Source organism: Dickeya fangzhongdai, from assembly GCF_002812485.1.
GTDB classification, from domain to species: Bacteria; Pseudomonadota; Gammaproteobacteria; order Enterobacterales; family Enterobacteriaceae; genus Dickeya; species Dickeya fangzhongdai.
The window spans coordinates 5007072-5027163 of the sequence record NZ_CP025003.1; the positions used below are offsets into that span (position 1 = coordinate 5007072).

Consider the following 20092-nt stretch of genomic DNA (forward strand, 5'->3'; position numbering starts at 1 on the left):
TCGAGTTGCAGCAAGGCGGCAATCGGATGAATCTTCAGGAGCTTACATGAGTAAGTGACTGGTGCGAGTGGCAACGCCGCCGGGAGCAGAGTTGAGCGCGGTTTGCCGCGGCTCCGCTGGGCGAGGCCCATGATGGGCTGCGTAATGAAGCCAACGCATCTGCGACTTGAAGGATGACGGGTATGAAGATTTATCTCGCCACACCAATAATCATCGATTTAACCTGAGAGTGAATTTTTACATGGCTGATTTTCTACCTTTCTCACGCCCCGCGTTAGGTGAGGAAGAACTTGCCGCGGTCGGGCAGGTTCTTCGTTCCGGATGGATTACCACTGGCCCCAAAAATCATGAACTGGAGCAACAGTTTGCCGTGCTGACGGGCGCGAAGCACGCCATTGCGGTCAGCTCTGCGACCGGTGGTATGCACGTCACCCTGATGGCGCTGGGAATTGGCGCAGGCGATGAAGTGATCACGCCGTCGCTCACCTGGGTTTCCACCCTGAATATGATTGTGCTGCTGGGCGCCGAGCCCGTGATGGTGGATGTGGACCGCGATAATCTGATGGTGACGCCGGAAGCGATAGAAGCGGCCATTACTCCCCGCACCAAAGCCATTATTCCGGTTCACTACGCCGGCGCGCCGGCAGATATCGACGCTATTCGTGACATCGGCCGCCGTCACGGCATTCCAGTGATTGAGGATGCCGCTCACGCCGCTGGCACCTACTACCGCGGTCGCCACGTCGGCGGCGAGGGCACGGCGATTTTCTCCTTCCACGCCATCAAAAACATGACCTGCGCTGAAGGCGGTCTGGTGGTGACGGACGACGACGAGCTGGCCAACCGCATTCGCAGTCTGAAATTCCACGGTCTGGCGGTAGACGCGTTCGACCGCATGGTGCAGGGGCGCGCGCCGCAGGCGGAAGTGGTTTCGCCGGGCTTCAAGTACAACCTGCCGGACATTAGCGCCGCCATTGCGCTGGTGCAACTGGAAAAACTGGCCGCCAACAATGCGCGCCGCGAAGCGCTGGCGCAGCGTTATCTGCAAAAACTGGCCGCTTTGCCGTTCCAGCCGCTGACGCTGCCGTCATGGCCGCACCAGCACGCCTGGCACCTGTTTATCATCCGGGTGGATGAAGCGCGTTGCGGCATCGATCGCGATGGTCTGATGCAGGCGTTAAAAGAACGCAACATCGGCACCGGTCTGCATTTCCGCGCCGCCCATACCCAGAAATACTATCGTGAACGTTTCACCAACCTGCACCTGCCGAATACCGACTGGAACTCGGCCCGAATCTGCTCTCTACCGTTGTTCCCGGATATGCGCGACGAGGATGTGGACAGAGTGGTGGATGCGTTAACTGAGCTGGCGGGGAAACGCTGATGTCGGACATGGAAGCAATCAATAAAGTCTCGGTGGTGATTCCGGTTTTCAACGAGCAGGAGAGCCTGCCGGAGCTGATTCGTCGTACCACCGCCGCCTGTGATCAAATGAACCGTGATTATGAAATTCTGCTGGTGGACGACGGCAGCAGCGACAACTCGGCCGCGTTGCTGACCGAGGCGGCGCAGGCGCCGGGCAGCCATGTGGTAGCGGTGATTCTTAACCGCAATTACGGGCAGCATTCGGCGATCATGGCCGGGTTCAGCCATGTGTCCGGCGATCTGATCATCACGCTGGATGCCGACCTGCAAAACCCGCCGGAAGAAATTCCCCGGCTGGTGGACACGGCGGATCAAGGGTATGACGTGGTGGGCACCATCCGCGAAAATCGTCAGGACAGTGTGTTTCGTAAAACCGCTTCGCGCATGATCAACCACCTGATTCAGCGCACCACCGGCAAGGCCATGAACGATTACGGCTGTATGCTGCGCGCCTATCGCCGCCATATCATCGACGCCATGCTGCACTGCCACGAGCGCAGCACTTTTATCCCGATCCTCGCCAATACGTTTGCCCGCCGCACCACTGAAATTATGGTGCGCCACTCCGAGCGCGAGTTTGGCGATTCCAAATACAGCTTCATGAAGCTTATTAACCTGATGTACGACCTGGTGACCTGCCTGACCACTACGCCGCTGCGTTTGCTGAGCGTGGTGGGCAGCGTGATTGCGCTCTCCGGTTTCACGCTGGCGCTGTTGCTGATCCTGCTGCGTCTGTTTTTCGGCGCGGCCTGGGCGGCGGACGGGGTGTTTACGCTGTTCGCCGTGTTGTTCTCTTTTATCGGCGCCCAGTTCGTCGGTATGGGGCTATTGGGGGAATATATCGGACGAATCTACAACGATGTCCGCGCCCGTCCCCGTTATTTTATTCAACGTATTGTTGGCAATGATCCACGATTTTCTGAACAGGACAATGAAGAATGAAAGCTGTTGTTTTTGCCTATCATGATTTCGGTTGCGTGGGACTCCGCGCGTTGGTGGCAGCAGGCTATACCGTGGAAGCGGTGTTTACCCACGCGGATAACCCGGCGGAAAATCAGTTCTTTGGATCGGTAGCCCGCACCGCGGCGGAGCTGGGCATCCCGGTATTCGCGCCGGAAGACGTTAACCACCCGCTGTGGGTGGAACGCATCGCCGCCATGTCGCCGGACGTCATTTTCTCCTTCTACTACCGTCACCTGCTGAGCGACGCCATTCTGCAGAGCGCGGCGCACGGCGCCTACAACCTGCATGGTTCGCTGCTGCCGCGCTATCGCGGCCGGGCGCCGCTGAACTGGGCGCTGGTCAACGGCGAAACCGAAACCGGCGTGACCCTGCACCGCATGGTGGCGCGCGCCGATGCCGGCAACATCGTGGCGCAGCAGCGTGTGGCGATCGACGAGAGCGATACCGCGCTGAGCCTGCACCGCAAGCTGCGTGATGTCGCCGAGCTGTTGCTGAAAGACAACCTGCCCGCTATCGCTGCCGGTAAAGCGAATGATATTCCGCAGGATGAGAGCCAGGCCACTTACGTGGGTCGTCGTACCCCGGAAGACGGGCGTATCGAATGGCAGAAGCCGGCGCGTACCCTGTATAACCTGGTGCGTGCGGTGACCGAGCCGTGGCCGGGCGCGTTCAGCTTTGTCGGCACGACGAAGTTCATTATCTGGCAGGCGAAGGTGCGTACTGATTTCGCCGCCGCCAGACCGGGCACCGTGCTGAGCACCTCGCCGCTGGTGGTTGCCTGCGGCAGCGACGCGCTGGAGATCGTCACCGGCCAGGGCGACAACGGTATTTATCTGCAAGGCGCACAACTGGCCCAGAGCCTGGGTCTGGTGACCGGCGCTATCCTCAACAACTCGCCGGTGGTGAGTGTGAAGCGTCGTACCCGTGTGCTGATCCTCGGGGTGAACGGTTTTATCGGCAACCACCTGACCGAGCGCCTGCTGCAGGAAGACAACTACGAAGTGTTCGGTCTGGATATCAGTTCCGATGCTATCGAACGTTTCCTCGGCAACCCGCGTTTCCACTTTGTGGAAGGGGACATCAGTATTCATTCCGAGTGGATCGAGTACCACATCAAGAAATGCGACGTGGTGCTGCCGCTGGTGGCGATCGCCACCCCGATCGAGTACACCCGTAACCCGCTGCGCGTATTCGAGCTGGATTTCGAAGAAAACCTGAAAACCATCCGCGACTGCGTGAAGTACAAAAAACGCATCATTTTCCCGTCCACCTCCGAGGTGTACGGCATGTGTACCGACCCGGTGTTCGACGAAGACAACTCCAACCTGATCGTTGGGCCGATCAACAAACAGCGCTGGATTTACTCGGTATCCAAACAGCTGCTGGACCGCGTGATCTGGGCTTACGGCGAAAAAGAAGGGCTGCGTTTCACTCTGTTCCGTCCGTTCAACTGGATGGGGCCGCGTCTGGATAACCTGAACGCCGCGCGTATCGGCAGCTCCCGCGCCATCACCCAGCTGATTCTGAACCTGGTGGAAGGCTCGCCGATCAAGCTGGTTGACGGCGGTCGTCAGAAACGTTGCTTTACCGACATCAAAGACGGTATCGAAGCGCTGTTCCGCATCATCGAGAATAAAGACGGCGTGTGCGACGGCCAGATCATCAACATCGGCAACCCGGACAACGAAGCCAGCATTCGTCAACTGGCGGAACAGCTGCTGGAGAGCTTTGAGAAGCATCCGCTGCGTAATCAGTTCCCGCCGTTCGCCGGTTTCCGCGAAGTGGAAAGCAGCAGCTACTACGGCAAAGGCTATCAGGATGTGGAGCACCGTAAGCCCAGCATCCGCAACGCCAAACGCCTGTTGCACTGGCAGCCGACCATCGAGATGGAAAAAACCGTGGCGGAAACGCTGGACTTCTTCCTCCAGACCGTTGAAACCGGCCGATTCAGTCAGGACAGCGAATGAGAAAAGTAGGGTTACGGATCGACGTTGATACCTGGCGCGGCACGCGGGTGGGGGTGCCCCGCCTGCTGGAGTTGCTGGACGTCTATGGCGTCCGGGCCAGCTTTTTCTTCAGCGTCGGGCCCGACAACATGGGGCGCCATTTGTGGCGCCTGATTCGACCGGTGTTTTTGTGGAAGATGCTGCGCTCGCGCGCAGCATCGCTGTATGGCTGGGACATCCTGCTGGCGGGCACCGCCTGGCCGGGCCGGGTGATCGGCCGCGGCTTGCCGGAGCCGATCCGCGCGGCGTCCCGGCAGCACGAAGTCGGGCTGCACGCCTGGGATCACTTCGCCTGGCAAACCTGGGCCGGGGTGTGGGATCAGGCCAAAATGGAACAACAGATCCGGCTGGCCTACGAGGCGTTGCAGTCGATTACCGGCGAGCCGGTAGCGTGTTCGGCGGTAGCGGGCTGGCGCGCGGATCAAACCGCGGTGGAAGCCAAACAGCAGTTTGGCTTTCGCTACAACAGCGACTGCCGCGGCACCGCGCCGTTCCGCCCGCTGCTCAACGACGGCAGCACCGGTACGGTACAGATCCCGGTCACGTTGCCCACCTGGGATGAAGCCGTCGGCCGGGAAACCAGCGCCGCCGATTTCAATCGCTATATTTTGGATAAAATCCGTCAGGATCAGGGTACGCCGGTCTATACCATTCATGCCGAAGTGGAAGGCATTGTGATGAGCGATCAGTTCGGCGAACTACTGGCGCTGGCGGAGCAGGAAGGCATTCGCTTTTGTCCGCTGAGCGAATTGCTGCCGGACGATCCGGATACATTGCCGGTCGGGCGCGTGGTGCGGGGTTCCCTCGCCGGACGCGATGGCTGGTTGGGATGTCAGCAGACCGTGGAGGCGGCCTGATGAAATACGCACGTCAGACAACGCTGTGGCTGGTGTTGTTGCTACTCTACTATTTTATTCCTCTCAATGGCCGCCTGTTATGGCAACCGGACGAAACCCGCTACGCGGAAATCAGCCGGGAAATGCTGGCGGGCGGCAACTGGATTACCCCGCATTTTCTGGGGATTCGCTATTTTGAAAAGCCGATCGCCGGTTACTGGGTGAATAACATCGGCCAGTGGCTGCTGGGCGACAACAACGCCGGCGTGCGCGCCGGTTCGGTGTTCTCCATTTTGCTGACGGCGGCGCTGATTTACTGGCTGACGCAGCGGTTGTGGCAACAACGGCGTACTTCGCTGCTGGCGGCGGCCATCTATCTGAGTTGCCTGCTGGTGTACGGTATCGGCACCTATGCGGTGCTCGATCCTATCGTCACCCTGTGGCTGGCGGCGGCGATGTGCAGCTTCTGGGGAGCGGCGCAGGCCACCACCCGCAGCAGTAAAATCGGCGGCTATTTGCTGCTGGGCGTGGTGTGCGGCATGGGCTTCATGACCAAGGGCTTTCTGGCGCTGGCGGTGCCGGTGATTGCGGTGCTGCCGTGGGTCACGCTGGAGCGGCGCTGGAAAGAGGTGCTGCTGTACGGCCCGCTGGCGATTGTCAGCGCGGTGGCGGTGTCGTTGCCGTGGGCGCTGGCGGTGGCGCGTCAGGAGCCGGATTTCTGGCACTATTTCTTCTGGGTCGAACATATTCAACGCTTCGCCGATTCCGCGAATGCTCAGCACAAAGCGCCGTTCTGGTACTACCTGCCGGTGTTGATCGCCGGGGTGCTGCCGTGGCTGGCGTTGCTGCCGTCGTCACTGCTACAGAGCTGGCGTGAGCGACGTCAGGAGAACGGCGCGTTCTACCTGCTGGGCTGGGTGGTGATGCCGTTCCTGTTTTTCAGCATCGCCAAAGGCAAGTTGCCTACTTACATTCTGCCCTGTTTCGCGCCGTTGGCGATCCTGATGGCCAGACGCGCCACTACCTTGCTGAGCCCGCGTTTGCTGACCCTCAACGGCTGGATCAACCTGGCGTTTGGCCTGCTGTGCGCGCTGATCGTGGTGTTGGTGCTGGCGCCGTGGGGGCTGTCGCATCGCCCACTCTATCAGCCGCAGGAAACCGTCAAAGTGGCGCTGGGCGTCGTGGCGTTCCTGTTCTGGGGACTGGTCGGATGGTGGACGTTGCGTCATTCGGCGGCTCGCTGGCACTGGGCGGCGGTCTGTCCGCTGGGCATCGCCCTGTTGATTGGCATGGCGATTCCGCAACGGGTGATGGAGAGCAAGCATCCGCAGTGGTTCCTGCGCACGACCGAGGTTGAATCCCACCTGTCGCAGAGCCGTTACATTCTGGCGAACAGCGTTGGTGTAGCCTCTGCGGTTGCCTGGGAACAAAAACGCGGCGATATTCTGATGTACGATAATCAGGGTGAGCTGGAGTACGGCTTGTCGTACCCGGACAGCGCCAGTCGCATGGTACCTGCCAGCGAGTTTGCCGACTGGCTGGCGGCGCATCGCCGTGAAGGCAATGTCTCGCTGGTGCTGATATTCTCTTCGGCGACTGATCCGATCACCGGCGTGCCGCCGGCGGATTACACTGACCGGCGAGGGCGAGTCGCCTTATTGTGGTATCGTCAGCAATGACCAATTATCTGCTGATTCTGCTGGTCAGTTTGTTGACCTGCGCCGGTCAGCTTAGTCAGAAACAGGCCGCCAGCTGGCAGAGCGGCGGCCGTTCACATCGCGCCCATATTCTGTTGTGGATGGGAATAAGCCTGTTGTTGCTGGGGCTGGCGATGGTGCTATGGCTGGCGGTGTTGCAGCGGGTGGCGGTGAGCGTGGCGTATCCGATGCTGAGCCTGAATTTTATTCTGGTGGCGTTGGCGGCGCGCTGGCTGTGGCGGGAGGCCATTAGTCTGCGTCAGTCGGTGGGTATTGTGCTGATTGTTGTCGGTGTAATCTTGATGGGAGGGATCGCGTGAAAGGCTATGGATGGGCGCTGCTGAGTGTGTTGCTGGTCAGCGCAGCACAATTGTCGATGAAATGGGGGATGTCCCAACTGCCCTCGCTGACGGAACCGCTGCCGTTTATGTTCGCCATGCTGGTGTTGCCGGTCGCCGCCGCCGCGGTACTGGTCGGGCTGGCGGCGTATGCTTTCTCAATGCTGAGCTGGTTTAACGCCCTGCGTTTTTTGCCGTTAAGCCGGGCTTACCCACTGCTGAGCCTCAGTTACGTGCTGGTGTGGGGGCTGGCGGTGGCGCTGCCGATTTTTCCCGATACCTTCAGCACCGGCAAACTGCTGGCGATCGCGCTGATTATTGCCGGCGTATGGCTGGTGTGCAGCCGACAGGCTTCGCATCTGGACGAAGAGTCCTGATATTCGCGTCGCCCTTCTTGTGACGCGCACGTTACCTGCAAATTACGCCGACGCGGCTGGCCGGGAAAGCGGCGCCAGCTGCTTAATCTGCGCCGCCAGCCAGCGATCGGCCGCTCGCCGCTGATGGCGCTGGTGGTAATAGATTTTGACGCGGTAAGGCGGCACCGGGAACGGTAGTTCATGGAGCGCGCAGTCGGTGAGCGCGGCAAGGTGGCCGGCGGCAAAGCGCGGCAGCGTCATCAGCAGGTTGCTTTGCCCGATAATAGCAGGCGCTGCCAGCAACGACGGCATCCGCAGCGCGATGGTGCGCTGTTTGCCCAGTTTATCCAGTTCGTAGTCGATGGCGCCGCGCATTTCATTCCAGGGCGTAATCACCAGATGACGGGCGTTCAGGTACTCTTCCAGCGATAGCGGCGTCAGATTGTCTCTAAACCGGGTTGCCGTGATCGCCACGTAATCATCCTCCATCCAGTCAATGTCATGAATGTCTTCATGCATGTGGTCAGCGAATTCGGTAAAACCGAGGGCGAAATCGACGCGGCCGGCCAGCAGTTCCTCAAAGGCGACTTTCTGATCGCTGTGAATCAATTGAAATTGCAGGTGGGGCGCCAGCGACTGGAGCGCGGCGGTTAATGCTGGAAAAACGCAAAACGCCGTATAGTCGGTGACCGAAAACGTAAAGGATTCATGGCTGCTGGCAGGGTCAAAACCGGGGCGCAGGCTGAATCCCTGTTCCAGCAAACGCAGCCCGTCGCCAATGGTGGCGGCCAGCTTTTGCGCGAAGACCGTCGGCCGCATTTCCTGACCGGAACGGTAAAACAGTTCGTCATTCAGCGTCTTGCGTAGCCGGCTCAGTGCATGGCTTAACGCCGAGTTGCTCATGGCGAGCTCAGCGGCGGCGCGGGTGACCGACTGATGCCGGAAGATGGCGTCAAAAACCAGCAACAGATTGAGGTCGAGGCGCCGTAACTGAGGATGCATAATATTCACCATGAATTGATAATATTGCACTTCATGCATTATAACCTGGCGATTAAGCTGGCAGCCTGACGAATCAATCACAGAGATCTTCTTATGACCTTACATATCCGTTGGGCGACGCGGCAGGACTCCGCCACCATCCTGAATTTCATTCGTGAACTGGCTGAGTACGAGAAAGCGTTGCACGAGGTGAAGACCAACCAGCAGGAAATCGAGCAAACGCTGTTCGGCGAAGGCGCATCCACCGAAGCGCTGATTTGCGAATGGAACGGCGAGCCGATCGGGTTTGCGGTGTTCTTCACCAGCTACTCCACCTGGCTGGGACGCGACGGCATTTATCTGGAAGATCTGTACGTATCGCCGCATTATCGCGGTCAGGGCGCCGGTAAGGCGCTGCTGAAATACATCGCTCGTCTGGCGGTTGAACGCGGTTGCGGAAGGCTGGAGTGGAGCGTGCTGGACTGGAACCAGCCTGCTATCGATTTCTACGACAGCCTGGGCGCCGCGCCGCAAAACGAGTGGATCCGTTACCGACTGGAAGGTGACAGCCTGCGACAGGCGGCGCAGGAATAGACCGGGTTATTTGTGACGGTAGAAAAACAGGCGGCGGTAAAAGAACACGTTGCGATAAAAGACAGGCTGCGGAAAACCCGCAGCCTGCAGAGGGAAAAGGGATAAAGCCTGGACACAGGAAACCAATCCCCGTCACATCGGGTGTGACTCAGTAGCCAACGGTGAAACGCTGGCGAATGTGCTGCGGTTTTTCTACTTCATCCACCAGCGCAATGGCGTAATCCGCAAACGAGATACTGCTGCCTTGCTCATTGGTCAGCAGATCGTCTTGGCCGAGGCGGAATGTGCCGGTACGTTCACCGGGAACGAACATCATGGACGGCGACAGGAAGGTCCAGTCCAGATCGGTGACGGTTTTCAGCAGGTCGAGAAAATCGGCGCCCTTGGTGGCTTCTGCCTTGTAAGCCTCCGGGAAGCCCGGCTGATCCACCAGACGCTGGCCCGGCGCGACTAACAGGCTGCCCGCCCCGCCGACCACCAGATAGCGTTTCACACCCGCGGCGCGCACGGCGTCGATCAGAATCTGCGGATCGCTGCTGGTAAAATGAACGGAGCTGATGACCGCATCGTGGCCTGCCAGCAGCGCCGTCAGTCCTGCCGCATCAAACACATCCCCTTGTCTGGCGGTGACGCCGGGCAGCGCGGCGATTTTTTCCGGATGACGGGCAATCGCGGTTATCTGATGACCGCGTTCAGACAGCTCTTTTAGAATCTGTGAACCCGCGTTGCCGGACGCGCCGATAAGTGCAATATGAGCCATGTTCCATTCCTTATAGTCTTCATTAAGGGAAAGGTCTAATATGTAGACCATTGGAAGGATTATGCGCAAAGCCCGATCGCCGCGCAAGAAGTCACCCGTTTGTTATCTGGTCACTGCAAGCTGACCATTGTGGAGTGTGCGATGCCGAAAACCGTTGCTGAAAAAGATGTTTTTGTTTTTGAACAGGCTTGTCCGATACGCGATGTGCTGGATCGCATTGGCGATCAGTGGAGCCTGTTGGTGCTGGAAACCCTGAGTGATGGCACGTTGCGTTTTAATGAACTGATGCGTCGTATTGGCGATATTTCCAAGCAAATGCTCTCCAAAACATTGAAATTACTGGAGAAGGACGGATTTGTCCGGCGTACGCTTTATGCCGAGGTGCCGCCGCGGGTGGAATACCAGCTCACCGAGCTTGGGCGCTCTTTTCTGCAGCCGATGAAGACGCTGGTGCAGTGGGCGGATGCGCATCACCGTACCATTTGCGAGGCGCGCAAAACCTATGAGCAAAAAAATGGGTAATCACCTGAAGTTAACTCATGACTAGGTGTCAGCCTCGGTAATGCCGTCTGCATTCAATCGGTGAAACGGCCTTGTCCACACAAGGCCGTGCCGATAAGCGCTATGCGGCCCCTGTGGCCTTGATTTCCCCGCGCGCCAGCTGATCGCGCTCCATGGATTCAAACAGCGCCTTGAAGTTGCCTTCGCCAAAACCGTCGTCGCCATCCCGTTCGATAAATTCAAAAAACAGTGGGCCGATCAGGGTTTCCGAGAAAATTTGCAGCAGCAGTTTTTTCTGCCCGTTACGGGTATTGCCGTCGATCAGAATGCCGCGCGTCTGCAGGGCGGCGATATCACGGCCGTGGCCGGGCAGGCGCTCTTCCACCATCTGGTAGTAGGTCTCGGACGGTGCGGTCATCAGCGGTAAACCCGCCTGACGCAACCGATCGAGCGTGGTCAGAATATCGTCGGTTTGCATCGCAATATGCTGGATCCCTTCGCCATTAAAGCGGCGCAGGAATTCCTGAATCTGTCCGTTGCTGCCTTCCGCCTCTTCGTTCAGCGGAATACGGATTTTACCGTCCGGCGCCATCATGGCTTTGGAGTGCAATCCGGTATATTCGCCGGCAATGTCAAAATAACGAATTTGCTGAAAATTAAATATTCGGCTATAGAATTCAGACCAGTAATTCATTCTGCCCTGATAGACATTATTGGTTAGGTGATCAAGGGTATGCAGCCCGAATCCTTTCGGCTTTCTTTCCACGCCGTGAATAAACGTAAAATCGATATCGAAAATATCTATGTCCGTGTGATATTTCTCGATGAAGTAGATTTTCGAACCGCCAATACCTTCGATCGCCGGCACCATGATTTCCCCCGGACTGGCGGGCAAGTCTGCCGGTCTGGCGCCGGACAGGATTGCCTGCTCATAAGCCTGAGCGGCATCCCTGACGTAAAACCCGATACCGCAGGCGCCTGCGCCGTGTTCCTGCAGAAAAGTTTGCGGAAAACCGGTAGCGGTATTATTAAGAAGAAAATTGATGTCGTTCTGTCGAAAGAGTGAAATATCGCGGTGGCGATGGTGCGCTACACGTGTAAATCCTAAAGAAATAAATAACGCCGAGAGTGTTTCCGGAGCGTCGGTAACAAATTCGATAAAAGCGAATCCATTCAATTCTAGCGGGTTGGTTAATAACTCATTCATATTAGTTCCTTTGTCCTTAAAGGAGATGAATAAAATAAACCGATGGCGGGTTTTCAATAATGAATATAGCGTGATCGTTCATTTTAGGATAACAAGTTTTTCTTATTATAAATTTAATAGATAAATATAAAGTAATTCCGTTTATTAATATTTATTGATGGCGATATTGGCTGGTCGCCGGCGAACTGCGGTTCGTTGAAGGCGCAATTTGGCCCGAATGTATCGATAAATGACCTTCGGGCCGCTGCCGGGCGTATGGTTTTCCGAGCACAATGACGGCCATCCGCAATATGCTTAAGACCAGGGAACATCATCATGAATATTACCCAGATCAGAAACGCCACGCTGAAAATCAGCTTTGCCGGTAAAATTTTTCTCATCGACCCGATGCTGGCCGAAAAAGGCGCCTATCCCGGTTTCGAAGGCACGCTGAACAGCCACTTGCGTAACCCGTTGGTGGACCTGCCGGTCACGCTGGAGAACCTGTTTGCCGGTGTGGATGCGGTGATTGTCACCCACACCCATCTCGATCACTGGGATGATGCGGCTAAAATCCACCTGCCCAAATCATTACCGATATTTGTCCAGCACGCGCAAGACCGGGAAATGATCCGGGCCGCCGGGTTCGGCGATGTTCGCCTGTTGACCGAACAGAGCGCATTTGGCGATATCACGCTGATCAAAACGCCGGGTCAGCATGGCAGCGACGCGATTATGGACGCGTTGCACGACAGGCTGGGCGACGTGTGCGGCGTGGTGTTCCGTCACCCGCAGGAAAAAACGCTGTATCTGGCAGGCGATACGGTCTGGAATGCAGATGTGGCTGAAAACCTGCGTCGTTATGCGCCGGAGGTCATTGTTCTCAATTGCGGCGATGCGCAAATCGTCGGGCTGGGGTCGATCATCATGAACCAGCAGGATGTGCTGGCTGTGGCGCAACACGCGCCTAATGCGACTCTCATCGCCAGCCACATGGAAGCGGTTAATCATTCGGCGCTAAGCCGTGCGGCCTTACGTGAATTTCTGCAGCAAAACGGCGTGGCGCCTCAGGTGTTGATCCCGGCGGATGGCGAGTCCTGTATGCTGTAACGGGTATCTGGAACGGGTGATGACGAAGCAGGAGGAACAAGACGTGAGCATGCATATTCCGTCGGTCGCGGTGGTGGCCTGCAATCAGTTCAGCCCTTTTCATTTATCGGTGCCCTGCATGATTTTCGGCGATGTGCTGCCGGGGCAGCCGCTGTTCAGGCTGCGAATTTGCGCCGGCGAAGAGGGCGTGCTGCGTTCCGCACAGGGGTTGCAGGTTGATACCCCGTTCGGGCTGGACGCGCTGGCGGAGGCCGATATCGTCGTGGTGCCCTACTGGCGTAACCCGCAGGAGATGCCGAATCCGGCGCTGCTGGCGGCGTTGGCGGCGGCCTATGCGCGCGGCAGCCTGCTGGTCGGATTGTGCCTGGGCACCTATGTGCTGGCGTGGGCCGGGCTGCTCACGCAGCGCAAGGCGGCGACGCACTGGGAACTCGCGCAGGATTTTCAGCAGCGTTTTCCCGATGTCCATCTGGATACTCACGCGCTGTACGTGGAGGACGAGCGGCTGATTACCTCGGCGGGCACGGCAGCCGGGCTGGATTGTTGCCTGCATCTAGTCAGGAAGTACCACGGCAGCGCGATCGCCAACAAAGTCGCCAGAAGAATAGTGATCCCCCCGCATCGGGAAGGCGGCCAGGCACAGTTCATCGAGCGGCCGGTGCCGGTATCCACGCAGGATGCCAGAATCAACGCGCTGCTGGACTACCTGAGAAGCCGCCTCGACCAGCCCCATCACCTTGATGAACTGGCGCGTCGGACGCTAATGAGCCGCCGCACGTTCACCCGACAGTTTCACAAGGCCACCGGCATGTCAGTCGGCGAGTGGCTGATGGCGGAGCGCCTGCAACAAAGCCAGACGTTGCTGGAGTCCACTACGCTGTCGATCGACGCCATTGCAGAGCAGGTCGGCTTCGGTACCGCCACATCCTTGCGCCAGCACTTCCGCCGTCAGTTCAACGTGACGCCCGGCGAGTGGCGCCGGACGTTTCTGGGGGGATGATACGGCATCAGGTTTTCGGTAGCCTTCGATTGGTTGTGGGGTTATTTTCCAATATAGAAAATGAAATTTCTTTATAAAACAATGAAATTATTGTTCTTTGAGGCGGGGAGAGGAAGGATTTATTATGGCGTTTACCTCATATTGCCCATATCCTTATTACACGCTACAGCAGGTAATTATACGATTAACGCCTATAGCGTGTAATCATTGTTTTACCTGCTAAAGCGTGTAATATTTATCCTACCGCCTACAGCCGGTAGGATAAAATGATGAAGGTCACCAACAGCAAACAGCTTAGCAGCTATCTGAAAGATGTTCGTATCACGCAGAAGCTTTCACAAGGAAAAGTAGCCAGTAAAGTGGGTATTCGCCAGGACACGGTATCCAGCTTCGAACAACACCCTGATTCCACCAAGCTGGAAACATTCTTTAAAATCCTGTCGGCATTGAATTTAGAACTTACGATTACTCCCAGAAACGCAAATGCCGCCAATAACGAGGCTTCTGCTGCAACATCATCCTGGAAGGAAGAATGGTAATGGCTGCGCTCGATGTTTACATGAACGGCTATCGAGTGGGGACGTTGACCAAAACGGGTAGCGGCGCTCATCATTTTTCCTATGATGAGAACTGGCTTGTGTTGCCGGGGAGCCGCCCCATCTCGCTCTCGATGCCGCTACGCCATCAGCCCTATCAAGGTAATGAAGTTTATAATTTCTTCGACAATTTATTGCCGGATAACCCGGATATCAGAAGACGGATTGTCGCCAGACATAACGCAGATTCTACCCAACCGTTTGACCTGCTGGCTAAAGTGGGGCAGGACAGTGTCGGGGCGTTGCAATTGGTGCCGCAGGGTACACCTGTTGGCGATATAAAACAGATCGAATACAAAACTTTATCCGAACAACAGCTTGAAAACATACTGGCGGGATACCTGGCCGATGCGCCACTGGGGATGATTGATGCAGAAGATGATTTTCGTATCTCTATTGCTGGTGCACAGGAAAAGACGGCGCTGCTCTATCTGGGGGATCACTGGTGTTTGCCCTTCAATACCACACCAACTACCCACATCATCAAGCTACCGATTGGTAAAATCGAGAGTCATTCTTACTCAATTGATATGTCTGACAGCGTTGAGAATGAGTATCTGTGCATGCTCGTGGCCAAGGCGTTTGGGCTGCAGGTACCGCACTGTTTTATGATCACAGCAGGCAAGATAAAAGCGCTGGCGGTAGAACGTTTTGATCGTAAATACGCTTCGGATGGTCGTTGGATTATGCGGTTGCCGCAGGAGGATTTTTGCCAGGTATTAAACGTTCCTTCCGCACGGAAATACGAAAATCACGGTGGGCCGGGTATTTCCGCCATTATGTCGTATCTATTGGGTGCGGTTGATCCAGAAAAGGATCGTTATAGCTTCATGAAGACTCAGGTGCTGTTTTGGCTATTAGCCGCAACAGATGGGCATGCGAAAAATTTTTCCCTGTTTATTGAATCTGAGGGACGATATCGTCTCACGCCTTTCTATGACATTCTCTCGATGTACCCGGCGATGGGCGGGCGGGGAATTGACCGTAGAGAGGCCAAACTGGCGATGGGATTGACTGGCTCAAGAGGCAAGAAATATGCGATTGAGCAGATCTTCCCACGCCACTTTTTCCAAACGGCGCAGGCAGTTGGATTTGCCAGAGAATCGATGGAGAGTATTCTGACGGAGTTTGCGCAATCGATGGATGCTGTTGTGGTGAACGTCAGAAATCAGCTGCCTGCGGATTTTCCTGCACCTATTCGTGATGCGATTCTCGAAGGTATGCAGGCCAGGGCAAGGCGATTAATGACCGGGTGGGAATAGGCACCCGGTGGGTTTCTCTCTACGTGTGGGGCTGCTATTTCCCAATACAAAAACTGGAAAAAATCCGTCCCAGCAGGTCATCGGAGGTGAATTCGCCGGTGATTTCGCTCAACGCCTGCTGGGCCAGCCGCAGTTCTTCGGCCAGTAGTTCGCCGGCGTAGGCGCCGACCAATTGTTCATGCCCTTGTTGCAGATGCTGCGCCGCTTGCTCCAGTGCCTGTAAGTGGCGGCGGCGGGCCAGAAAGCCCCCTTCGGTGTTGCTGGTAAAACCCATGCTTTGCTTAAGATGGTCGCGCAACAGGTCTACGCCATTGCCGGTGCGGGCGGAGAGGCGGATAAGTGAGTAAGTATTCACATCTTCAATGCTCAGCGGTTCGCCGGTGACATCCGCTTTGTTGCGCACCACGGTAATGGGCAATGTTTTCGGTAATCTCGCCATAAATTCCGGCCAGATAGCCGCCGGTTCCACCGCGTCGGTGGTGGTGCCGTCCACCATGAACAACACCCGGTCCGCCTGTTCGATTTCCTGCCAGGCGCGCTCGATGCCGATGCGTTCCACCTCATCGCTGGCGTCGCGCAGCCCGGCGGTGTCGATGATATGCAGCGGCATGCCGTCGATGTGAATATGTTCGCGCAGCACATCGCGGGTGGTGCCGGCGATATCGGTGACGATGGCGGCGTCGCGCCCGGCCAGTGCATTCAGCAGGCTGGATTTACCGGCATTCGGCCGGCCGGCTATCACCACTTTCATGCCTTCGCGCAGCAGGCTGCCCTGACGCGCTTCGGCGCGTACCGCGCCAAGATCGCCGATCACGTCGTTGAGCATGGCTTCGATTTTGCCGTCGGAGAGGAAGTCGATTTCTTCATCGGGAAAATCAATTGCGGCTTCCACATAGATTCGCAGGTGAGTAAGTGCTTCCACTAATTGGTGGATGCGGGTGGAAAACACGCCCTGCAGCGAGTTGACGGCGGAACGGGCCGCCTGCTCGGAGCTGGCGTCGATCAGGTCGGCAATTGCCTCGGCCTGCGCCAGATCCAGTTTGTCATTCAGAAACGCCCGTTCGGAGAACTCGCCGGGACGGGCGATGCGCACGTCAGGCAGCGCCACTACTCGTCTGAGCAGCAGATCGAGAATCACCGGGCCGCCGTGCCCCTGCAGCTCCAGCACGTCTTCGCCGGTAAAGGAGTTCGGACCGGGAAACCACAGGGCAATCCCCTGGTCGAGCACGCTACCGTCGGCGTCATGGAAAGGCAGATAATCGGCGTAACGCGGTTTGGGCAGCTTGCCCAGCACCGCCTGTGCGACTGCCGAGGCTTGCCGGCCGGAGATGCGCAGAATACCTACGCCGCCGCGTCCCGGCGGGGTGGCTTGGGCAACGATGGTGTCGGTATGGCTCATGGTGTTCTCTCTACATTCTCGCCTGCTTTCAGGCGCTGTTATGGGATCGTATTTATATAAAAAATAAGGCGGTCAGTGACCGCCTTATAGTGAGATTGATTGGGCAATCAACCGGTTATTTCTTCTCGCGGCTATGCAGGCCGCGTTTTTCCAGCCCGCGATAAATCAGCTGCTGCTGGGCGATGGTCACCAGGTTGCTGACGATATAGTACAGCACCAGACCCGACGGGAACCACAGGAAGAACACGGTGAAGATCACCGGCATGTAGGTCATGATCTTCTGTTGCATCGGGTCGGTAACGGTAGTCGGCGACATCTTCTGAATGAAGAACATGGTCAGACCCATCAGGATCGGCAGCACGTAGTACGGGTCCTGCGCCGACAGGTCATGAATCCACAGCGCGAACGGCGCGTGACGCAGCTCCACCGAGCCCATCAGCATGTAGTACAACGCCAGGAAGATCGGCATCTGGATCAGCAGCGGGAAGCAGCCGCCCAGCGGATTCACTTTCTCAGCCTTGTACAACGCCATCATTTCCTGACTCATGCGCTGTTTATCGTCGCCGATACGCTCGCGCATCGCCTGCAGTTTCGGCTGCAGCATGCGCATTTTCGCCATCGAGGTGTACTGCGCTTTGGTCAGCGGGTACATGATGCCGCGCACGATAAAGGTGATGGCGATGATCGAGAAGCCCCAGTTGCCGATAAAGCCGTGCAGGAACTTCAGCAGTTTGAACAGCGGCTGGGAGATGAACCACAGCCAGCCGTAATCCACGGTCAGGTCCAGATGCGGCGCGACCGTCGCCATCTTATCCTGAATTTCCGGGCCGACCCACAGGGTGGCGTTCAGGCTCTGCTGGCTGCCCGGCTGTACGATAACCGGCGTGGCCTTAAAGCCGATGGCGGCTAAGCCATTGCCCAGATTGGCACTGTAGAACGTGTTATTACCCGCGGCCGCCGGTACCCAGGCGGTGGCGAAGTACTGCTGCAGCATGGCGACCCAGCCGCCCTGCGTGTTGATGTTCAGGTTCTCTTTCATATCGCTGAAACTGTATTTGCGATATTTGTCGTCGCTGGAAGAGAACGCCGCGCCGCGGTAGGTGTGAAGGGCGAAGTTATTGCTGCCGGTGTCGCGGTGCGACGGCAAATCAATGGACTGTTTCAACTGGCCGAACAGGGTCAGTTCCAGCGGCTGGGCGCTGGCGTTATTGACGCCGTATTCCACGTTCAGCGCGTATTCGCCGCGTTTCAGCACGAAAGTTTTGGTGAAGCTAACGCCGTTGGCGTCGGTGTAGGTCAACGGAATCCGCAGTTCATTCTGGCCGTCGGCCAGTTCAAAGCGATCCGCCGGCGCGGTGTACAGCGGGCGTGAACCGTTGGCCGGGTTGTCCGGGCCGTTTTTGCCGGTCAGGCCGCTCTGCGCCTGATAAGTAAAGGCCGGGGTGGTTTCCAGCAGTTTGAACGGCTGGCCGGAGCCCAGTTCTGCCGGGTAGGCCAGCAGGTCGGCTTCTTCAATGTCGCCGCCGCGAGTGTTGATGTTCAGCGACAACACGTCGGTTTTAACGGTGATCAGTTTACCCGTACCGCTGGCAGGTACGCCCTGGTTGGCTGCATCGCTTACAGCGCCATTCGCCTGTTGCGTGGTCTGGGTCGCCGCGGGTGGATTTTTGTCCGTTTCCCACTGCTGCCAGATCATGAACGTTACGAATAGCAGAGCGATGAGAAGAAGATTGCGTTGCGAATCCATCGTTAGTGTTCTCTGTTATTGTCGGGTTTTGGCGGTACGGGATCATCACCACCAGGGTTCAAAGGGTGGCATTTTAATACGCGTTTAAGCGTCAACCAACTGCCTTTTATCATGCCGAACCGGCGTATTGCTTCAATGCCATATTGGGAGCACGACGGCTGAAAGCGGCAGTGCGGTCCAAGTAGCGGACTGATAAAGCGTTGATACCCGCGTATCAGGCCAATCAGCAGGCGTGAGCCAAACGACAGTGACGGCGCCATAATTTTTCCAACGCTTCCGTTAGCGTACGGTTATCCAGTTCAGACACCCCTTTTTTGGCGATGACGACAAAGTCCATCGCGGGCAGTTCGTGCTGGTGCAAACGAAAGCTTTCACGCGTCAGGCGCTTGATGCGGTTGCGTTCATGAGCCCGTCTGACGTGCTTTTTTGCGACGGTAAGACCAATACGAGGGTGTCCCAGCGTATTTGGGCGACCGAGGATAGTGATCTGCGGCGTACCGGCCCGTTGTGGCTGCTGGAAGACGAAAGAGAAATGGCTGGGAGTTAACAGACGTAACTCCCTGGGAAAAGCGAGCGTAACCACTCGAAGGGTTAGCTTTTATTACTTGGAAACAGTCAGACGAGTACGGCCTTTCGCACGACGGCGGGCCAGAACCTGACGACCATTTTTAGTGGCCATACGAGCACGGAAACCGTGGCTACGGTTACGCTTCAATACGGACGGTTGGAAAGTGCGTTTCATGGCGATTTCTACCTAAACTTGATTTAAGACTTCACAGTAAACGCGTTTGGCTACTCGGCGTGAAAAGTGACCGACGCCTCTATCGCATAATAAAGAGGCGGGATTGTAATAATTGTACAGTCCCGAGTCAATTAACATCCGCGTTTTACCCGCCTGAAACTTTCCGGTTGTCCCGGACTTTTCGTCTGCTAAGCACAAAAACTGTCCGCTCAGCACAGAAAACAGGCGCTACGCGCAGGCCGGGAATTATACGGACTCTGCGACAAAGCGCAAGGATCCGCCTGCGATCCTGTCGGCGGGATCATGATCCGCATCACCGCTGATCGTCCCGATTACGTTTATGCTTAAGACCTTTTTGGGATCTACAGGCGGGTTGTGGGTAACCGCACGGACGGCCCGTATGGAAAGCCGGAGTTGGCGCATACTATAAGAAGAGCCTGTGGATAAAAAGGATCAAAACTGTGTGGAAAGGGGAGATCTCTGGCGTGGTTTAGGTTATGATCCGCCGTCCCGCTAGCGATCCCAGGATCGGGATCGTCACGGTAAAGCCGCTTTCCGCGCGGCGCACCCCGGCGCAGCCTTATCCATGCGTA

21 protein-coding genes are annotated in these 20092 nt (G+C 56.9%); 13 read left to right on the plus strand and 8 right to left on the minus strand.

Annotated features, from left to right (window positions below; translation table 11 throughout):
* The first annotated feature begins 241 nt into the window (after positions 1 to 241).
* The 7 genes from arnB to arnF are packed head-to-tail and all read left to right on the plus strand — an operon-like array spanning position 242 to position 7642.
* Complete coding sequence (gene arnB, locus CVE23_RS22435) at positions 242 to 1384, plus strand: UDP-4-amino-4-deoxy-L-arabinose aminotransferase (protein ID WP_038663965.1); 1143 nt, start codon at positions 242 to 244, stop codon at positions 1382 to 1384.
* Positions 1384 to 2367 carry an undecaprenyl-phosphate 4-deoxy-4-formamido-L-arabinose transferase gene (gene arnC / locus CVE23_RS22440; protein WP_033568171.1) on the plus strand — a complete coding sequence of 328 codons (984 nt, stop codon included), beginning with the start codon at positions 1384 to 1386 and terminating at the stop codon, positions 2365 to 2367. The genes arnB and arnC overlap by 1 nt, the downstream gene beginning before the upstream one ends.
* Positions 2364 to 4355 (plus strand): bifunctional UDP-4-amino-4-deoxy-L-arabinose formyltransferase/UDP-glucuronic acid oxidase ArnA, encoded by a 1992-nt coding sequence (arnA, locus tag CVE23_RS22445; protein WP_049855461.1) that lies wholly within the window; start codon positions 2364 to 2366, stop codon positions 4353 to 4355. Before arnC ends, arnA begins: the two co-directional genes overlap by 4 nt.
* Complete coding sequence (gene arnD / locus CVE23_RS22450; RefSeq protein WP_038920714.1) at positions 4352 to 5251, plus strand: 4-deoxy-4-formamido-L-arabinose-phosphoundecaprenol deformylase; 900 nt, start codon at positions 4352 to 4354, stop codon at positions 5249 to 5251. The genes arnA and arnD overlap by 4 nt, the downstream gene beginning before the upstream one ends.
* Positions 5251 to 6909: a lipid IV(A) 4-amino-4-deoxy-L-arabinosyltransferase gene (arnT, locus tag CVE23_RS22455; RefSeq protein ID WP_100850368.1), complete on the plus strand. Its 1659-nt coding sequence runs from the start codon at positions 5251 to 5253 to the stop codon at positions 6907 to 6909. Before arnD ends, arnT begins: the two co-directional genes overlap by 1 nt.
* The gene (arnE, locus tag CVE23_RS22460) at positions 6906 to 7247 is read left to right on the plus strand and encodes a 4-amino-4-deoxy-L-arabinose-phosphoundecaprenol flippase subunit ArnE (RefSeq protein ID WP_038663951.1); all 342 of its coding nucleotides are present in this window, start codon (positions 6906 to 6908) and stop codon (positions 7245 to 7247) included. The genes arnT and arnE overlap by 4 nt, the downstream gene beginning before the upstream one ends.
* Positions 7244 to 7642, plus strand: a complete 399-nt coding sequence (arnF, locus tag CVE23_RS22465; protein WP_038663947.1) for a 4-amino-4-deoxy-L-arabinose-phosphoundecaprenol flippase subunit ArnF — start codon at positions 7244 to 7246, stop codon at positions 7640 to 7642. The genes arnE and arnF overlap by 4 nt, the downstream gene beginning before the upstream one ends.
* A 42-nt stretch (positions 7643 to 7684) precedes the next feature.
* Here arnF and CVE23_RS22470 read toward each other — a convergent pair whose 3' ends face one another.
* Complete coding sequence (locus CVE23_RS22470; RefSeq protein WP_225622620.1) at positions 7685 to 8623, minus strand: LysR family transcriptional regulator; 939 nt, start codon at positions 8621 to 8623, stop codon at positions 7685 to 7687.
* Positions 8624 to 8716: 93 nt separating this feature from the next.
* Between CVE23_RS22470 and CVE23_RS22475 the strand changes: the two genes are divergently transcribed.
* Positions 8717 to 9196: a GNAT family N-acetyltransferase gene (locus CVE23_RS22475; protein WP_100850370.1), complete on the plus strand. Its 480-nt coding sequence runs from the start codon at positions 8717 to 8719 to the stop codon at positions 9194 to 9196.
* Between the two features lie 148 nt (positions 9197 to 9344).
* Here CVE23_RS22475 and CVE23_RS22480 read toward each other — a convergent pair whose 3' ends face one another.
* Complete coding sequence (locus CVE23_RS22480; protein ID WP_100850371.1) at positions 9345 to 9956, minus strand: NAD(P)-dependent oxidoreductase; 612 nt, start codon at positions 9954 to 9956, stop codon at positions 9345 to 9347.
* 141 nt (positions 9957 to 10097) lie between these two features.
* On the opposite strand from CVE23_RS22480, the gene CVE23_RS22485 reads away from it, so the two are divergent.
* Entirely contained in the window at positions 10098 to 10478 is a 381-nt protein-coding gene (locus CVE23_RS22485; protein WP_100850372.1) for a winged helix-turn-helix transcriptional regulator, read from the plus strand.
* A gap of 100 nt (positions 10479 to 10578) precedes the next feature.
* Here the strand turns inward: CVE23_RS22485 and hppD are convergent, their stop codons facing one another.
* Positions 10579 to 11664 carry a 4-hydroxyphenylpyruvate dioxygenase gene (gene hppD, locus CVE23_RS22490; protein ID WP_038920707.1) on the minus strand — a complete coding sequence of 362 codons (1086 nt, stop codon included), beginning with the start codon at positions 11662 to 11664 and terminating at the stop codon, positions 10579 to 10581.
* 315 nt (positions 11665 to 11979) lie between these two features.
* On the opposite strand from hppD, the gene CVE23_RS22495 reads away from it, so the two are divergent.
* The 4 genes from CVE23_RS22495 (at position 11980) to CVE23_RS22510 (ending at position 15611) form a co-directional block, all read left to right on the plus strand.
* Positions 11980 to 12753, plus strand: a complete 774-nt coding sequence (locus CVE23_RS22495; RefSeq protein WP_100850373.1) for an MBL fold metallo-hydrolase — start codon at positions 11980 to 11982, stop codon at positions 12751 to 12753.
* 19 nt (positions 12754 to 12772) lie between these two features.
* A complete protein-coding gene (locus tag CVE23_RS22500) occupies positions 12773 to 13753 on the plus strand; it encodes a GlxA family transcriptional regulator (protein ID WP_225622621.1) in 981 nt (326 codons plus the stop codon).
* A 269-nt stretch (positions 13754 to 14022) separates the two neighbouring features.
* A complete protein-coding gene (locus tag CVE23_RS22505; protein ID WP_038669098.1) occupies positions 14023 to 14292 on the plus strand; it encodes a helix-turn-helix domain-containing protein in 270 nt (89 codons plus the stop codon).
* Positions 14292 to 15611, plus strand: coding sequence for a type II toxin-antitoxin system HipA family toxin (locus CVE23_RS22510; protein WP_100850374.1), 1320 nt, complete (start codon positions 14292 to 14294; stop codon positions 15609 to 15611). The genes CVE23_RS22505 and CVE23_RS22510 overlap by 1 nt, the downstream gene beginning before the upstream one ends.
* Positions 15612 to 15645: 34 nt before the next feature.
* On the opposite strand, the gene mnmE is transcribed toward CVE23_RS22510, so the two are convergent.
* The 5 genes from mnmE to rpmH all read right to left on the minus strand — a co-directional run bounded on the left by mnmE (position 15646) and on the right by rpmH (position 19499).
* Positions 15646 to 17010, minus strand: coding sequence for a tRNA uridine-5-carboxymethylaminomethyl(34) synthesis GTPase MnmE (gene mnmE, locus CVE23_RS22515; protein WP_100850375.1), 1365 nt, complete (start codon positions 17008 to 17010; stop codon positions 15646 to 15648).
* A gap of 115 nt (positions 17011 to 17125) precedes the next feature.
* Positions 17126 to 18757 carry a membrane protein insertase YidC gene (gene yidC / locus CVE23_RS22520; protein WP_100850376.1) on the minus strand — a complete coding sequence of 544 codons (1632 nt, stop codon included), beginning with the start codon at positions 18755 to 18757 and terminating at the stop codon, positions 17126 to 17128.
* A 2-nt stretch (positions 18758 to 18759) separates the two neighbouring features.
* Entirely contained in the window at positions 18760 to 19017 is a 258-nt protein-coding gene (yidD, locus tag CVE23_RS22525; protein ID WP_013320102.1) for a membrane protein insertion efficiency factor YidD, read from the minus strand.
* The gene (rnpA, locus tag CVE23_RS22530; protein WP_013320101.1) at positions 18981 to 19340 is read right to left on the minus strand and encodes a ribonuclease P protein component; all 360 of its coding nucleotides are present in this window, start codon (positions 19338 to 19340) and stop codon (positions 18981 to 18983) included. Before rnpA ends, yidD begins: the two co-directional genes overlap by 37 nt.
* An 18-nt stretch (positions 19341 to 19358) precedes the next feature.
* Positions 19359 to 19499, minus strand: coding sequence for a 50S ribosomal protein L34 (gene rpmH, locus CVE23_RS22535; RefSeq protein WP_004093983.1), 141 nt, complete (start codon positions 19497 to 19499; stop codon positions 19359 to 19361).
* Between the last annotated feature and the right edge of the window lie 593 nt (positions 19500 to 20092).

Bases quoted from the DNA above. Each gene is read 5' to 3' on its own strand.
- arnB (WP_038663965.1), top strand. From the start codon at position 242: ATGGCTGATTTTCTACCTTTCTCACGCCCCGCGTTAGGTGAGGAAGAA.
- arnC (WP_033568171.1), top strand. From the start codon at position 1,384: ATGTCGGACATGGAAGCAATCAATAAAGTCTCGGTGGTGATTCCGGTT.
- arnA (WP_049855461.1), top strand. From the start codon at position 2,364: ATGAAAGCTGTTGTTTTTGCCTATCATGATTTCGGTTGCGTGGGACTC.
- arnD (WP_038920714.1), top strand. From the start codon at position 4,352: ATGAGAAAAGTAGGGTTACGGATCGACGTTGATACCTGGCGCGGCACG.
- arnT (WP_100850368.1), top strand. From the start codon at position 5,251: ATGAAATACGCACGTCAGACAACGCTGTGGCTGGTGTTGTTGCTACTC.
- arnE (WP_038663951.1), top strand. From the start codon at position 6,906: ATGACCAATTATCTGCTGATTCTGCTGGTCAGTTTGTTGACCTGCGCC.
- CVE23_RS22470 (WP_225622620.1), bottom strand. From the start codon at position 8,623: ATGCATCCTCAGTTACGGCGCCTCGACCTCAATCTGTTGCTGGTTTTT.
- CVE23_RS22475 (WP_100850370.1), top strand. From the start codon at position 8,717: ATGACCTTACATATCCGTTGGGCGACGCGGCAGGACTCCGCCACCATC.
- CVE23_RS22480 (WP_100850371.1), bottom strand. From the start codon at position 9,956: ATGGCTCATATTGCACTTATCGGCGCGTCCGGCAACGCGGGTTCACAG.
- CVE23_RS22485 (WP_100850372.1), top strand. From the start codon at position 10,098: ATGCCGAAAACCGTTGCTGAAAAAGATGTTTTTGTTTTTGAACAGGCT.
- hppD (WP_038920707.1), bottom strand. From the start codon at position 11,664: ATGAATGAGTTATTAACCAACCCGCTAGAATTGAATGGATTCGCTTTT.
- CVE23_RS22495 (WP_100850373.1), top strand. From the start codon at position 11,980: ATGAATATTACCCAGATCAGAAACGCCACGCTGAAAATCAGCTTTGCC.
- CVE23_RS22500 (WP_225622621.1), top strand. From the start codon at position 12,773: ATGACGAAGCAGGAGGAACAAGACGTGAGCATGCATATTCCGTCGGTC.
- CVE23_RS22505 (WP_038669098.1), top strand. From the start codon at position 14,023: ATGAAGGTCACCAACAGCAAACAGCTTAGCAGCTATCTGAAAGATGTT.
- CVE23_RS22510 (WP_100850374.1), top strand. From the start codon at position 14,292: ATGGCTGCGCTCGATGTTTACATGAACGGCTATCGAGTGGGGACGTTG.
- mnmE (WP_100850375.1), bottom strand. From the start codon at position 17,010: ATGAGCCATACCGACACCATCGTTGCCCAAGCCACCCCGCCGGGACGC.
- yidC (WP_100850376.1), bottom strand. From the start codon at position 18,757: ATGGATTCGCAACGCAATCTTCTTCTCATCGCTCTGCTATTCGTAACG.
- yidD (WP_013320102.1), bottom strand. From the start codon at position 19,017: ATGGCGCCGTCACTGTCGTTTGGCTCACGCCTGCTGATTGGCCTGATA.
- rpmH (WP_004093983.1), bottom strand. From the start codon at position 19,499: ATGAAACGCACTTTCCAACCGTCCGTATTGAAGCGTAACCGTAGCCAC.